The 13,939-nt window shown below is 57.4% G+C and carries 9 protein-coding genes; 6 read left to right on the top strand and 3 right to left on the bottom strand.

What is annotated here, in order from left to right; all coding sequences use genetic code 11:
• The first annotated feature begins 4 nt into the window (after nucleotides 1-4).
• The 4 genes from AC3WN7_RS09715 to AC3WN7_RS09730 all read left to right on the top strand — a co-directional run bounded on the left by AC3WN7_RS09715 (nucleotide 5) and on the right by AC3WN7_RS09730 (nucleotide 7,048).
• Complete coding sequence (locus AC3WN7_RS09715) at nucleotides 5-1,744, top strand: PTS fructose-like transporter subunit IIB (protein WP_102674687.1); 1,740 nt, start codon at nucleotides 5-7, stop codon at nucleotides 1,742-1,744.
• Nucleotides 1,745-1,924: 180 nt separating this feature from the next.
• Nucleotides 1,925-3,514, top strand: a complete 1,590-nt coding sequence (locus AC3WN7_RS09720) for an alkaline phosphatase D family protein (RefSeq protein WP_102674686.1) — start codon at nucleotides 1,925-1,927, stop codon at nucleotides 3,512-3,514.
• A gap of 282 nt (nucleotides 3,515-3,796) precedes the next feature.
• Entirely contained in the window at nucleotides 3,797-6,043 is a 2,247-nt protein-coding gene (locus tag AC3WN7_RS09725) for an alpha-xenorhabdolysin family binary toxin subunit A (protein ID WP_102674685.1), read from the top strand.
• A 105-nt stretch (nucleotides 6,044-6,148) separates the two neighbouring features.
• On the top strand, nucleotides 6,149-7,048 hold the full coding sequence (locus AC3WN7_RS09730) for a hypothetical protein (protein WP_102674684.1): 900 nt from the start codon (nucleotides 6,149-6,151) through the stop codon (nucleotides 7,046-7,048).
• A 38-nt stretch (nucleotides 7,049-7,086) separates the two neighbouring features.
• On the opposite strand, the gene AC3WN7_RS09735 is transcribed toward AC3WN7_RS09730, so the two are convergent.
• From AC3WN7_RS09735 to AC3WN7_RS09745, 3 genes are read right to left on the bottom strand one after another with little or no spacing between them, the layout of a single operon-like run.
• Nucleotides 7,087-9,615, bottom strand: a complete 2,529-nt coding sequence (locus AC3WN7_RS09735; RefSeq protein WP_102674683.1) for a PepSY domain-containing protein — start codon at nucleotides 9,613-9,615, stop codon at nucleotides 7,087-7,089.
• Nucleotides 9,616-9,658: 43 nt separating this feature from the next.
• The gene (locus AC3WN7_RS09740; protein WP_158247842.1) at nucleotides 9,659-9,826 is read right to left on the bottom strand and encodes a hypothetical protein; all 168 of its coding nucleotides are present in this window, start codon (nucleotides 9,824-9,826) and stop codon (nucleotides 9,659-9,661) included.
• Between the two features lie 48 nt (nucleotides 9,827-9,874).
• Nucleotides 9,875-12,199: a TonB-dependent receptor gene (locus tag AC3WN7_RS09745; RefSeq protein WP_102674682.1), complete on the bottom strand. Its 2,325-nt coding sequence runs from the start codon at nucleotides 12,197-12,199 to the stop codon at nucleotides 9,875-9,877.
• Between the two features lie 206 nt (nucleotides 12,200-12,405).
• On the opposite strand from AC3WN7_RS09745, the gene AC3WN7_RS09750 reads away from it, so the two are divergent.
• Nucleotides 12,406-13,086 (top strand): Fe2+-dependent dioxygenase, encoded by a 681-nt coding sequence (locus AC3WN7_RS09750; protein ID WP_102674681.1) that lies wholly within the window; start codon nucleotides 12,406-12,408, stop codon nucleotides 13,084-13,086.
• Nucleotides 13,087-13,845 (top strand): tetratricopeptide repeat protein, encoded by a 759-nt coding sequence (locus tag AC3WN7_RS09755; RefSeq protein WP_102674680.1) that lies wholly within the window; start codon nucleotides 13,087-13,089, stop codon nucleotides 13,843-13,845.
• Nucleotides 13,846-13,939: the final 94 nt, after the last annotated feature.

Here is a 13,939-nt window from a genome sequence, read left to right on the forward strand (position 1 = left end):
TGTCATGAAGTTAGCCATCATCACGGCCTGCCCGAACGGCATGGTCACCAGTGTGCTGTGTGCCCGGTTGCTTGATGCCGCGGCCCAGCGTCAGGGCTGGAGCACCAGTGTCGAAATCACCGATGTCGCACATCCGGAAAAGCAATTGTCGGCGGCCACCCTCGATGCGGCCGAGTGGGTGCTGCTGGTGACCAGCGCGCCCGTGGACATGGCGCGGTTTGTTGGCAAGCGAGTGTTCCAGAGCACCCCGGCCCAGGCCCTGCAAGACGTGGAAGCCGTGCTGCAACGTGGTGCGCAGGAAGCGCAGGTTTACGCCGCTTCTGAAGCGGTCATCGAGCCAGTGGCTGTAGCCCGGAACGCGCCGCGACTGGTGGCCGTCACCGCATGCCCGACGGGCGTCGCTCACACGTTCATGGCCGCCGAGGCTTTGCAGCAAGCGGCCAAACGCCTGGGCTATGACCTGCAGGTGGAAACCCAGGGCTCGGTCGGTGCGCGCAATCCACTGAGCGCAGCGGCGATTGCCGAGGCCGATGTGGTGCTGTTGGCGGCCGATATCGAAGTCGCCACCGAGCGTTTCGCCGGCAAGAAAATCTATCGCTGTGGCACCGGTATTGCCCTCAAGCAAGCCGAAGCAACCTTGAAAAAAGCCTTGGCCGAAGGCCAGCAGGAAAGCGCATCAGGCGCTGCCAATACAACGGTCAAGCAGGAAAAAACCGGCGTTTACAAACACCTGCTGACCGGCGTGTCGTTCATGTTGCCGATGGTGGTCGCCGGCGGCTTGCTGATCGCCTTGTCGTTCGTGTTCGGCATCACCGCGTTCAAGGAAGAGGGCACGTTGGCGGCGGCGTTGATGCAGATCGGTGGCGACACTGCATTCAAGCTGATGGTGCCGTTGCTGGCAGGCTATATCGCCTATTCCATTGCCGACCGTCCCGGCCTCGCTCCGGGGATGATCGGCGGACTGCTGGCGAGCACCTTGGGCGCGGGTTTCATCGGCGGGATCATCGCCGGGTTCCTCGCCGGTTATGCGGCCAGGGCGATCAATAAATACGCGCGTTTACCCCAGAGCCTTGAGGCGTTGAAACCGATCCTGATCATTCCGTTGCTGGCGAGTCTGTTCACCGGTCTGGTGATGATTTACGTGGTTGGCAAACCGGTGGCCGGAATGCTCGCCGGACTCACGCATTTCCTCGACAGCATGGGCACCACCAACGCGATCCTGCTCGGTGTGCTGCTGGGTGGAATGATGTGCGTCGACCTCGGCGGGCCGATCAATAAAGCGGCCTATGCCTTCTCGGTCGGCTTGCTGGCATCGCAGAGTTACGCGCCGATGGCGGCGACCATGGCCGCCGGCATGGTGCCGCCGATTGGCCTGGGCATCGCCACGTTCATTGCCCGACGCAAGTTTGCGCAGACTGAACGCGAAGCCGGCAAAGCGGCGCTGGTGCTGGGGCTATGTTTCATCTCCGAAGGGGCGATTCCGTTTGCCGCAAAAGATCCGTTGCGGGTGATTCCGGCAAGTATCGCCGGCGGTGCGCTGACCGGTGCGTTGTCGATGTATTTTGGCTGTAAATTGATGGCGCCCCACGGCGGTTTGTTCGTGCTGGCGATCCCGAATGCGATCAACCATGCGCTGTTGTATCTGCTGGCGATTGTCGCGGGGAGTCTGTTGACGGCGGTGGTGTATGCGTTGGTGAAGCGTCCGGAGACGGTGGAGCTGGCACTGGAGCCGGCCAAGGCCTGACACCAATAAGTGTGGGAGCGGGCTTGCTCGCGAAAGCGGAATGTCAGTTGACATCAACTTCGCTGCCACTCCGCTTTCGCGAGCAAGCCCGCTCCCACAGGGTGGTAGGGTGTGGGAAGGATTTGTGTCATGTCTGGGTCATAGGGCCATGCATTGGTTTTCCATTTCAGGGAGAACCCCATGAGCGATTTCAACCTCGGGCGCCGTCGTGTCGTGCAAGCGGTCGGCGCCGGGTTGTTGTTGCCGGGGCTGGCGCCGGCGGTGATCGCTTCGGTCAAGGATCGGCCGCAACTCACCGATGGCGTGCAGTCTGGCGACCTGCTGGGTGACCGGGCGATCATCTGGAGCCGCTGCGACCGCCCCGCACGGATGGTGGTGGAGTGGGACACCCGCAGCTTGTTTCCCGACCCTCGACGATTCGTCTCGCCCCTGGCTGATGCGCGCACCGATTTCACTGCCCGGGTCGAACTCACCGGGCTGCCCGCCGACCAGGCGATTTTCTATCGAGTGCAATTTGAAGACGCCCAGAGCGGTGTTGCCAGTGAACCCTGGTTCGGTCACTTGCGCAGCGTGCCGCAGACCCGGCGCGACATCCGGTTTGTCTGGAGTGGCGACACGGCCGGCCAAGGCTTTGGTATCAACCCGGACATTGGCGGCATGCGCATCTACGAGTCGATGCGCCGGCGCCTGCCGGACTTCTTTATCCACAGCGGCGATACCATTTACGCCGACAACCCGATCCCGGCGCAGCTCAGCGCGGAAGGCGGCCGGGTGTGGCGCAACATCACCACCGAGGCCAAGAGCAAAGTCGCCGAGACCCTCGATGAGTATCGCGGCAATTACCGCTACAACCTGATGGACGAAAACATTCGCCGCTTCAATGCCGAGGTCCCGCAGATCTGGCAGTGGGACGACCACGAAGTGATGAACAACTGGTCACCGGGCAAAAAGCCGGATGCACGATACCAGAGCAAAGATATCCACAGCCTGGTGGACCGCGCGCGTCAGGCCTGGCTCGAATACGCGCCGATGCGCTTGCAGAGTGCCGAGGGTGGCGGGCGGATCTATCGCAAGCTCGGTTACGGGCCGCTGCTGGATGTGTTCGTGCTGGACATGCGCAGTTATCGCGGGGCAAACGACGACAACCTTGGCGAAGCCAGGCCGTTTCTCGGGCGTGAGCAACTGAACTGGCTCAAGCGCGAAATGCAGGCCTCGAACGCGCGATGGAAAGTGATCGCTACTGACATGTCCATCGGCCTTGGCGCGCCTGACGGTGAAGTCAGCCCCGGTGTCACGCGGTGGGAAGCGGTGGCCAACGGCGACCCTGGACCTGCCCGGGGTCGCGAACTGGAAATCGCCGAACTGCTCGGTTTCCTGCGGGCGCAGCAGGTGCGCAATTTCCTGTTTCTGACGGCGGATGTGCATTACTGCGCGGCCCATCATTACCACCCGGATCGGGCGGCGTTCCAGGACTTCGAACCGTTCTGGGAGTTTATTGCCGGGCCGTTGAATGCGGGCAGTTTCGGGCCTGACTCGCTGGATATGACCTTTGGCCCTGAAGTGGTATTCGAGAAGGCCTCCCCTGTGCATAACGCCTCGCCGTTTGCCGGATTTCAGTTTTTCGGCGAGGTGAATATCGATGGACAGACGGGGGAGTTGAACGTGGTGTTGCGCGATCTGGATGGTGTGTCGGTATTCGAGCAAAAACTGTTACCGTGTGACTCGGCTGTTGCTCGTTATGTGGGAAATGATTTTTGCACAAAAAGCTGATACTGGAAGTTGCGGGGTTTTATTTGTCATTACTGTCAAATGCAGGCTCTGGGTGTTGGTGTGTAGATGTTGATTGAAGTTTCAGTGGCTCTCGTTAGTCGCTGAGTTTGATGTTTTTTTGCTGGGGTTTCATCCCGGTTTTCTAACTATCATATTTTCATATATTTAATCGCTTGATCGGCATTGGCGGGTTGCTTACTTTCTTTTCTCAATTTATGGCGATAAGCAGGCTATGAAAGTTAAATAGTCTGGTTAAGCGTCAAATTTTAGAAAGGAGTCGCTATGTCCGCTATGTTGTGGGAAAAGAGCCTGGAAGGCAAAAATCACGAAGAAATTGCAGATCTTGCAGCCGTTGTCCCCCAATCACTAATGTCTTTGTCGACCGGGGGCACGAATGACATTACTCGCCCAAACGGTTTGATACTGACCAAAGCCCAAATCATTTCCCTGCGAAAGTACGAAGCCGTAGGGCTGGCACTTCCGACCAACGAGCGATCCCTTGCGACCTATCTGAACTTTGGCGACGAAGACGGTGGCAAGGGTTTCACAACGGAAGACTTTCTCGCCTCTTTTACGAAGATAAACTCGCATGCCAGTTTGTGGTCCCCCCTGCGCTCTCGCATCATGCTGACGGGAGCCCACTTGAAAATGTTTGCTTTGAGCATGGAGGTATACCTTACTTCGGTTGAGGAAATTTTCGCTGACATAAAGCTGGCCAAGACGCTGGGCACGCACAAAATCACCAACTACAAGGAATTGCGTGACTGGGAAGTGAAAGAAGGCAAACCGTTCCCGGATCTTGCGTTGGAAGAGGACACCATCCCGAATCTGGGGGATGTTCTGGATCTGATCTTCGAACAGGTCAAGGAGCATCTGCAGACGGCCGTTGAAATCAAAACCGATCTAAATACGTTTAGTCGACAACTGACTAACGATATCATTCCCACGATCAAGTTGCTGGCGCTGGCTCTTGAGAGCAATACGTACGCGGCGGATATCGAGAGTTTGAATAACGAGATCAAGGAACGCGCTAATCAGATTGATGAGTTGAATAAAGAGTACAAAGCGCTGGTCATGAAATCGCTTGAGTCAGCGAGCAAACTTTCGCCCATAGGATTGGGGGTTGCCATCTATATCGGAGTCGAAGCCGAAGGTGTTCGATCCCGGCGCAATGATCTGAGGCGCCTCCAGGAAGCAGCCATCAAGAACCTTGAGAGCAAGTCCAAGACCCTGGGCTCGATCGCGCGGATCAGAGGTGACATGCAGGATATGCAGACGGTCGCTCTGGATGCTGAAGTGGCGACAAATAACGTGGTTCATACCTGGAATGTGCTCCATACCTATATCGAAAGCTCCGGAAAAGCGATCTCGAAGATCGAAGGCGGCGTTCGGTTGTTCGGCTTCATTACCCAATTTCGTTTGGTCGCTGCGCCATGGCGCGCAATCTACGACAGTGCGGATGAACTTGTTGAATTATTCCGCGAGGCGGAAATGGAATACATGAGGGAGTACGGTTTTCAAGGAAAAAGATCAAGGAGGTCTTTAATGCAAAGTGATATGTACCCTGGCGTGCAAACCGATGTCTTGCAGGACAGCAGTTCGAAGCTGCGAAACAGTGCGGTGGAAGCAAAGTTGTTGTTTATGAAAACTGATTATCTTCCGGACTTGAGCGAAAAGTTTAAAACACTTTCGGTCGATATTTCGAGCTGCTCCAATGTGGTCAGGGAAAAGGCTCTGAAAACCGAATTTTTACTTAAATCCACACTTGGACAGTTGATGTCGCTCGATGAAGAGCTGCAAGAAGGTTCCGAAGAGGTCGATGAAATTCATGGCGAGCAGGCTGTGTTGTTGAATGAGGCACAGGCATCCGTCGGTGAAGTCTCCAACTCGTTGAGTGAGAACCTCAATAATATCAACGCAGACTACGACGAGACGACCGTGCAGGGATTCAAAGCCTCGTTGATTAATGACGTTTCAGAGCGTGAAGTCGTACTGGAACGTTTGGATTCCAGCCTGACTGATCTTGAAAAAAAACGTGCAGTCATCAACGAAGCTGTGGATGAACTCAATAAGCTCGGAATTTCCGGTATTACCAAAAATATCGAATTGAGTGTTGAAACGGTCAAAAAACTTGGTGCAAAGCCATCTCAGGTTGATCTTGTGCTGGCAGCGATCGAAAAAGTGAAACAGGACCTGGAGGGCGCAGTTAAGAGTGTTTCCTTTGTCTTGATGGTAAAACAGAATCAGGTACTTCGTGATAAGACTTTGGAGGTGCAGGCGCAAATCGCTGCCGAAAAGCGCAGCGCACGAATCACTGCCGACAAGATCAAGCTGATCGAAGTGTTTGGCGAGATGAATGAGCAGCGCAAGCTCTACGTGGCGGAGTTCGAAAAAATCGACAAAACAGTGTCGGGTTTCTTGAGCTCGATGAAGGCTCATCAGGCTATGCCCTTGAATAAGCAGATTTCAGAATTTTTCTCTACCGCCAATGGTTTTGTCGGTTACCTGAATCAGCTTTCTTATCTGTAATTCTTACGTTTCATACCGCCCTTGAATGGCCGTGCGTCGAGCCACTTGATGCACGGTTATTTAATGATTCTATGACTCGGGATTGAATATTCACAGGAGGCGCCTATGAGCGACGAGAGCAGGGATGCCCTGTTTTTTCAGGAAGATGATTTTATTTCGTTGCGCGCATACAAATTGTTCTTGAACGAGGTGCTCCACAGGGATTTCATCACTCACTCCACCCCTGAGACATCAAAGGTGCTAGGTGCCTATGCGCAGAAGTTGACTGAAGAGGCTGACGCCGATCTCTCCAGATTTCAGTCCTTGGTGGATGATGTGGAGTCGGTACGGGCGGGAGTGCTTGCCTGCGTCGATCAAGGCCGAGACCTTCGGCAGGTTTTCATTGAGGCCAAGCCAGGCGTGACGCGTTATCGACGGGTGGCTGTTGATACTTTGGGGTGCGCTCCTTTCGACTTCCACCAACCTCACTTTGCCATTTGCAGCTTTTACAACGTTTCCGGAGTCGTCAGCTATTTCATTGACCAGTGCCGCACCAACCTGAAAACAGTTGAACGGTACAGATTGAACGTCTCCTCGATGGAGCGAGGGATTCATCCAATGTTCTACCGCATCGTTGCAGCAAGAAAACAAAAAATAGAGGCGTATGGCTACTCACCGCAAAAGCCTCCTTCGGGTTCCGGGACCTCCCCCTTCGATTTCAGGAGACCGTATAGAGGAGATCCTGAACCGCAAACGCTGGAGCTGTATCGTTTGACAGGCATATACGCGTCCTCCGCTTCCGCACTCTTCAACTTCGGCAATTTTCTGAACAGGATTCAGCTGTTATTGACGGTGATGATTGACAGGCTTTCCTCAATAACAGCTTCCTCGACGTATTCGACATTGCTCTTGGTGCTGAACCTGGTTGCCAGCTTGCTGAACCCGCTGCAACTGCGGATAGACAGGTTGCAGGAGTGGTCAGACTTCATGCGCCATAAAGGTAAATATGCTGTTGAAGAACAATGAGCAACGTGGAGTGGTAGCCGGATGAGATCCGGCTGCACTCAGTAGACGTCGCGGCGATAACGGTTTTGTTCGATAAGCGTTTCTACCTGCGCTGCTCCCAGGACTTCCTGCAACACTTGATCAACCCCGCTGGCCATCCCATGCATACTGCCGCAGATATAAATCACCGCACCCTCTGCCAGCCATTTTTTCAGTTCCTCGGCCGACTCCTTCAAGCGATCCTGCACGTAGATCTTCTCGGCCTGATCCCGCGAGAAGGCCAGGTCGAGACGCGCCAGATCACCGTTGATCAACCATTCTTCCAGTTCTGCGCGGCAGAGGAAATCGTGCTCACGATTTCGCTCGCCAAACAGCAACCACTGACGCTGTTGACCGTCAGCAATCCGCGCCTTGAGCAAACTGCGTAACCCGGCCAGACCCGTGCCGTTACCCAGCAGAATCATCGGCACCGGCTCGTTTGGCAAATGGAATCCGCTGTTGCGCCGTACCCTCAGGCTGATGCTGCCACCCACCGGCGTATGTTCGGTTAACCAGCCGGAACCAATGCCGAGACTGCCGTCGGCATGCCGCTCCTGGCGCACGATCAGCTCCAGCACGCCGTCTGCTGCAATTGAGGCGATCGAGTATTCACGCACAGCCAATGGCACCATCGCATCGACCAATGATTGAGCATGCAGGCCCACCAGATGCGCGCGGTGTTCCGGCAGTTGACGCGAGGCCAGCGCTACTTCAAGCGGCTCTTCGAGGCCGTTGATTTTCACTATGGTCTCGCCACGAATACCGAGGCCGTCGAGGAAGTGTTCGATGGCCCACGGGCAGTTGCGCGGCAGCACTTCGACGAGATCGCCGGCCAGCCAACTGCTGGTGTTCGGAGCAATCAGGCCCAACAGATAAACCGGCGAACCGCTGCTGTCAGGGTTCATCAGTTCGCGACGCACCAGTGTCCAGTTGTCGTAGCTCGGTGCCTGCCAGGTATCGACCGGTGCCTGCCCGGTGAGCAGACCGAGCTGGGTTTGCCAGTGACGCAGGGCGTAGGGATCACCACTGTCGACTTCCACTGGCGCGAACAGCGTCTTGCCGCCGTGTTCGTTCAGCCACTGATGCAGGCGTTTGGCGAACCCGCAAAAGTGTTGATATTGACGATCACCGAGACCGAGCACGGCGTAGTTCAGGCTGTCGAGCGTCGAAGTCTTACCCAGTACCTTGCGCTCGAAACCGCGAGCATTGTCCGGTGCATCGCCGTCGCCGAAGGTGCTGACCACGAACAGCGCATTACTGGAGTCACGCAAATCCTGTTCGCTGACATTTGCCAGTGGCTGCACCTTCACCGCTAATCCGGCGGCCTGTAATTGGCCGGCAGTCTGCCACGCCAGCTGCTCGGCAAAACCACTTTGGCTGGCGAAGCCGATCAGCCACGCTGGCACATCGCTGGCGGTTTGCACGAGGTCTTTGCGCGCATCCTTGATCTGGCGTTTTTTGCGACGACGATCCAGGTACAGCATCCAGCCGGTGACGAAGAACAGCGGCATGCTCAGCGCCGTGAGGGTCAGGATGATGCGCCCGACGATGCCGAAGTAACTGCCGACATGCAGTGCATAGATGCTGGTCAGCAATTGCGCCTTGAGGCTCTTGTCGCTATAGCGGTCAACCCGTTTGACCAAGCCCGTGGCCGGGTCGAGGGTGATCTGGTTCAGCGCCCGGTCGTGGGGCGAGGTTTTCAGCAGGAAGTAAACGGTCGCTGGCTGGCCGGCCACTGGCGGCATGCGCACGTTATAGGAACTGAGTTGCGGGCCGGCAGCGCTGTAGATGCTGCTCCACATTGCTGCGTAATCGGCTGTTGGTGCCGGACCTTGCGGCGCAGGGCCACGTCCGCCGCGAACGCGTTCGTTCTGCGGTGAGTCGGAGAGCAACCGGGTCAGGCCCTTGTTGTACCACTCGTAGGACCAGGACAACCCGGTCAGTGCTGCCAGGAGGTAAAACACCAGGCACCAGGTGCCGGCCACCGAGTGCAGGTCCCAGTTGAAGCTGCGACCCTTTTTCTTCCAGTCCAGGGTCAGCCAGGCGCGCCAGCTTCTCCACTGGCGCGGCCAGCGCAGGTACAGGCCGGACAGGCAGAAGAACACCAGGATCAGCGTGCACGCGCCGGTGATCTGCCGACCCGTGTCGCCCATGGCGAGGAAGCGGTGAAGTTGCAGCATCAGGCCGAAGAAGCCTTGGCCTGAGGCATCGCCGAGGAGCTCGGCGGTGTACGGGTCGAAGTAGCGCATCTCGCCACGGCGTTCACCCGGCGGCGGGGTGAACCACACTTTGGCGGCGTTGCCGCTGTCGGTTTCCACGGTGAGCATCGAGACTTTTTTGCCCGAAGCGGCTTCGATGTGCTCCACCAGTTCGGCAGGCGGCAGCACACCGGCGAGCTGTTTTTCGACCTGCAACACAGAAGGGTTGAGTGTGCTCAGGATTTCATCCTGAAACGACACCGCCGCCCCGGTAATGCCCATCAGGGCCAGGACCAGCCCGGCGCTGATGCCGAAAAACCAGTGCAACTGGAACAGGGTTTTCTTCAACACGTCACTCGCCTTGTTCGTTCAAGTTGATTCATCACGGCGCGCATTATGCCGTGGGGTTGTCGAGAAGCATTTTTTTACGCGCAAAAGCCCCGTTCATCTGGATGAACGGGGCTTTTGCGCCAACACCGACCTCTGTAGGAGCGAGCTTGCTCGCGATGAACTCAAGAACGACGTGGGGTTTCAGGCTAACCGCGTCATCGTTGACGACCATCGCGAGCGAGCTCGCTCCTACAGAAGAGGTTGCGTATTCAAATGTCCATCAGAAGTGGAAGTTGGTGCTCAGCAACGCGGTGCGACCGGCCGCCTGGTTGGCGAAGTGAGTCGAGAACGCCTTGTCGTAGTAGGTTTCGTCGGTCAGGTTCTGCACGTTCAGTTGCAGGTCGACGTTTTTGCTCAGCTTGTAGGCTGCCATCGCGTCGTAACGAACGTAGGAGTCAACCATGGTGGTGTTGGCTACGTTGCCGAACACGTCATCGACATAGAACGCACCGCCGCCGATGGTCAGCTTCGGCGTGACCTGATAGGTCGTCCACAGGCTGGCGCTGTTTTTCGGCGTGTTCGGCAGTTCGTTACCGTCGTTGGCTTTGTTGGCCGGCATATCACCGCCATCGAGTTGTTCACTGTCCATGTAGGCGTAACCGGCGAAGACCTGCCATTTGTCGGTGAGCTTGCCGCTGGCCGACAGTTCGATACCTTGAACGCGGGTTTTGCCGGCGTTCTCATAAGTGGTGGTGTTGGTTTGCACCCGAGCGTTGTCTTTCTCGGTGCGGAAGATATCGGCGGTCACGGACAGACGATCGTTCAACAGGTCCCACTTGGTACCGATTTCGTAGTTCTTGGTGGTTTCCGGCTCCATGTCGCTTTTCAGCAGGTTGCCGTTGCGATCCGGCGTGCCACCCAACGGGTTGCCCTCCGAACCTTCACCCAGGGTGTTGCCCGGTGGAGTGGCAGACGTCGCGTAGGACGCATAGATGCTGCCGTTTTCCGCAGGTTTGTACACCACGCCGAACTGACCGGTAACGAATTCGCTGGTGTCATCGCCCTTGGACGTGGTCACGCTGGAACCGTTGAAGGTTTTGTAGCTGGTGTCGAAATGGTCGTAACGCAGGCCCATGTTCACCAGCCACTGTTCGGACAGCGTCAGGGTGTCGAACACATACAGTGCGTAGGTGTCGGCCTTGGTGTCAGTGCCGGCGTAGTTACGCGAGATGGCACCGTTCCACGGATCATTCGGGTTCGGATTGGACAGCGAGGTGCAGTTGTAGCCACTTGGCGCGCCGATCAGGGCCGGCGAACAGTTGGTGGTTACCGGGGTTGTTCCCGGGGTGGTGTCCGTGTTGACGTTGTACGAGGACTTTTGGTTTTCCTCATGGGTGTACTCGACACCGGTGGAGAAGCTGTTCTTGAAACCGGCGATGTAGACATCACCAAACAGGTCGGTCTGGTTGGTGGTGGTCTCGGTGTTGCTCACGCGGGTGTTAGCGCGGCGCCAGACGCTGCCATTGTTGACGTTGCCTTTACTGTCATCCGGCTGGGTCAGGATGTAATCCTGCATGCTGGTGCCGTGACGCAGGGTGTTCTTGATGGTCAGCGCGTCGCTCAGGTCGTGCTCGATGGCGAAGGTCGCCGTATCGACGCGGGTCTTGCGGAAGTCGCGGTCGTTCAGGCCATAGAAGTTGCTGCTGTCGCCGCCGTCATTCGGCTTGTCCGGATTGGCTTTGGTACGCGCAGCCGAGCCACCGGCCGGGATCGAATACGGAATGCCCGAATCCGGCGTGTCGTTGCTTTCGAGGTGGTAGTAGTCGAGGTTGACGCGAGTGTCCGTACCCAGGCCGAAGGCCAGGGACGGTGCAACACCCCAGCGGTCGTAGTTGACGCTGTCACGCCCGGCGACGTTGCTCTCGTGGCTCAGCAGGTTCAGACGGCCTGCGGCGGTGTCGGTGAACTGGTAGTTGCCGTCGAAGGTGTAGCGCTGGGTCTGGTCGGAACCCCAGGTGAAACCACCGTCGAGCGAATCGCCCAGGTGCGCTTTCTTGCTGACCAGGTTGATGCTGCCGCCTGCTGCGCCACGGCCGCCGATCGCGGAGTTCGGGCCTTTGCTGACTTCAATCGATTCAACGGCGAAGATCTCGCGGCTCTGGGAGCCGGTATCGCGCACGCCGTCCAGATAGGTGTCGCCCTGGGCGTCGAAGCCGCGGATGAACGGACGGTCGCCTTGCGGATTACCGCCTTCACCGGCACCGAAGGTGATGCCTGGAACAGTGCGCAACGCGTCCTGCAGGTTGAGCGAACCGGTGTCTTTCAAGACTTGCTGCGGAACAACGGTCACCGAGCGCGGTGTGTCGATCAGCGGCGCGGTGTACTTGGGCGAGGAGGCTTTCTCTACGTTGTAGCTTGTCTCGTCCTGGGCTTCGCCGGTAATGGCGGTGGCGCCCAGCGAAATCACATTGTCCGGTGCTTTCCCGTCGGTTTTCTCCGCCGCGAAAACCATGTGGCCCGCAGAGCCGGCAGTAATCGCCATGCCGATGGCCGATGCGAGCAGACGTGGTGAACTGACCGGTACTTGTGGTTGTTGACGCGACATTTGAATTCCCCTCCCCAAGGATTTGAGGCCGCGGAATATAGGGTAAATAGGTATTCGTAACAATTGCGAAACATTACTATTCGCACTGAATTTACAATCTTTACAATTTAACCTTACGGTTTCTGCTGACTCATTCGTCAGATGTGTTTTACACAGGCAATAAGAATCAATACCATTGGTACCCCTTTGTATTCAGGTGTCTTGTCATGCTGCTGCACATTCCAGGCCTGTTCGAGAAAGACGAGGTGCAGCGCATTCGCGAGGCTCTGGAACAGGCCGATTGGGCCGATGGCAAGATCACCGCCGGCTTCCAGTCAGCCAAGGCCAAGCACAATCTGCAACTGCCTGAAGGGCATCCGTTGGCCAAGGAGATCGGCGCGGCGATGCTGGAGCGGCTGTGGAAAAATCCGCTGTTCATGTCGGCTGCACTGCCGCACAAAGTCTTTCCTCCGCTGGTGAACTGTTACACCGCCGGTGGCAGTTTCGATTTCCATATCGACAACGCGGTGCGTCAGCCCAAAGGCAGCATCGAGCGGGTGCGCACGGATTTGTCCGCCACGCTGTTCTTCAGCGAGCCTGAGGATTACGACGGCGGCGAGCTGGAAATCCAGGACACCTTCGGCACCCAGCGCGTGAAACTGCCCGCCGGCGACATGGTGCTGTACCCCGGCACCAGCCTGCACAAGGTCAACGCGGTGACACGCGGAACGCGACTTGCCTCGTTTTTCTGGACGCAAAGCCTGGTGCGCGAAGACAGTCAGCGCGCCCTGTTGTTCGAGATGGACGGGGCCATCCAGCAACTGACTCGCGATGTTCCTGATCATCCATCGCTGATTCGCCTGACCGGCGCCTATCACAATCTGTTGCGTCGCTGGGTCGAGGTGTAAGTGGCGGATTTTCGTTTACGCCGAGAGGAAATGCTCGACGGCGAACGCCTGCGCTCCATGCTCGACGAAAGTCCGGCCCGCGCCGCCCAGGCCATCCTGATCGCCGCACGTGAAGGTGAAGTCGAGGCCCAGGCCTTGCTCGGGCAGATTCTGCTCGACGGCCAGGGAATCGCGCAGGACCAGCCGCTGGCGATGCGCTGGTTTGGCATCGCCGCGCGCCAGGGGCACCTGATGTCACGCAATATGCTTGGCCGTTGTCATGAGCATGGCTGGGGTTGCGTTGCCGACGCATCGCTTGCTGCTCGGCATTATCGAGTCGCGGCGCAGGCGGGACTGGATTGGGCGATGTACAACTACGCCAACCTGCTGGCGACCGGGCGTGGGGTCAGCAAGAATCAGGCGCTGGCGTTTACCTACTATCAACGCGCGGCACACTCGGGCCATGCCAAATCGATGAACCTTCTGGGTCGATACCTGGAAGAGGGGCAAGTGTCTCCCATGGATTTGCCAGCAGCCCATGACTGGTATCGGCGCTCGGCCGAGGGCGGGGATTTTCGCGGGCAGTTCAGCCATGCGGCGGTATTGGCCCACGCCGGCCAAACCGACGAGGCCCTGGGTTGGCTGCGCAAGGCGCTGACAGGCGGGAATCTGAAGTTTCTGCGGGTGGCGCACAAAGCATTGTCAGCCGCCGATCATCCGCAGATTCAGGCGATGGCTGTGGATTACAAACGTCGTGCCGAACAGTTGGCAACTTTGTAGGAGCGAGCCTGCTCGCGAAGGCCGTCACCGATAACGCGTTCATACTGGATGAGCGCGTTGCCTCAGGTCCTTCGCGAGCAAGCTCGCTCCTACA

The sequence above is a fragment of the Pseudomonas sp. FW305-70 genome (assembly GCF_058783925.1).

Coding starts and splice junctions, on each gene's coding strand:
- AC3WN7_RS09715 (WP_102674687.1), top strand. CDS start 5: ATGAAGTTAGCCATCATCACGGCCTGCCCGAACGGCATGGTCACCAGT.
- AC3WN7_RS09720 (WP_102674686.1), top strand. CDS start 1,925: ATGAGCGATTTCAACCTCGGGCGCCGTCGTGTCGTGCAAGCGGTCGGC.
- AC3WN7_RS09725 (WP_102674685.1), top strand. CDS start 3,797: ATGTCCGCTATGTTGTGGGAAAAGAGCCTGGAAGGCAAAAATCACGAA.
- AC3WN7_RS09730 (WP_102674684.1), top strand. CDS start 6,149: ATGAGCGACGAGAGCAGGGATGCCCTGTTTTTTCAGGAAGATGATTTT.
- AC3WN7_RS09740 (WP_158247842.1), bottom strand. CDS start 9,826: ATGGTCGTCAACGATGACGCGGTTAGCCTGAAACCCCACGTCGTTCTT.
- AC3WN7_RS09745 (WP_102674682.1), bottom strand. CDS start 12,199: ATGTCGCGTCAACAACCACAAGTACCGGTCAGTTCACCACGTCTGCTC.
- AC3WN7_RS09750 (WP_102674681.1), top strand. CDS start 12,406: ATGCTGCTGCACATTCCAGGCCTGTTCGAGAAAGACGAGGTGCAGCGC.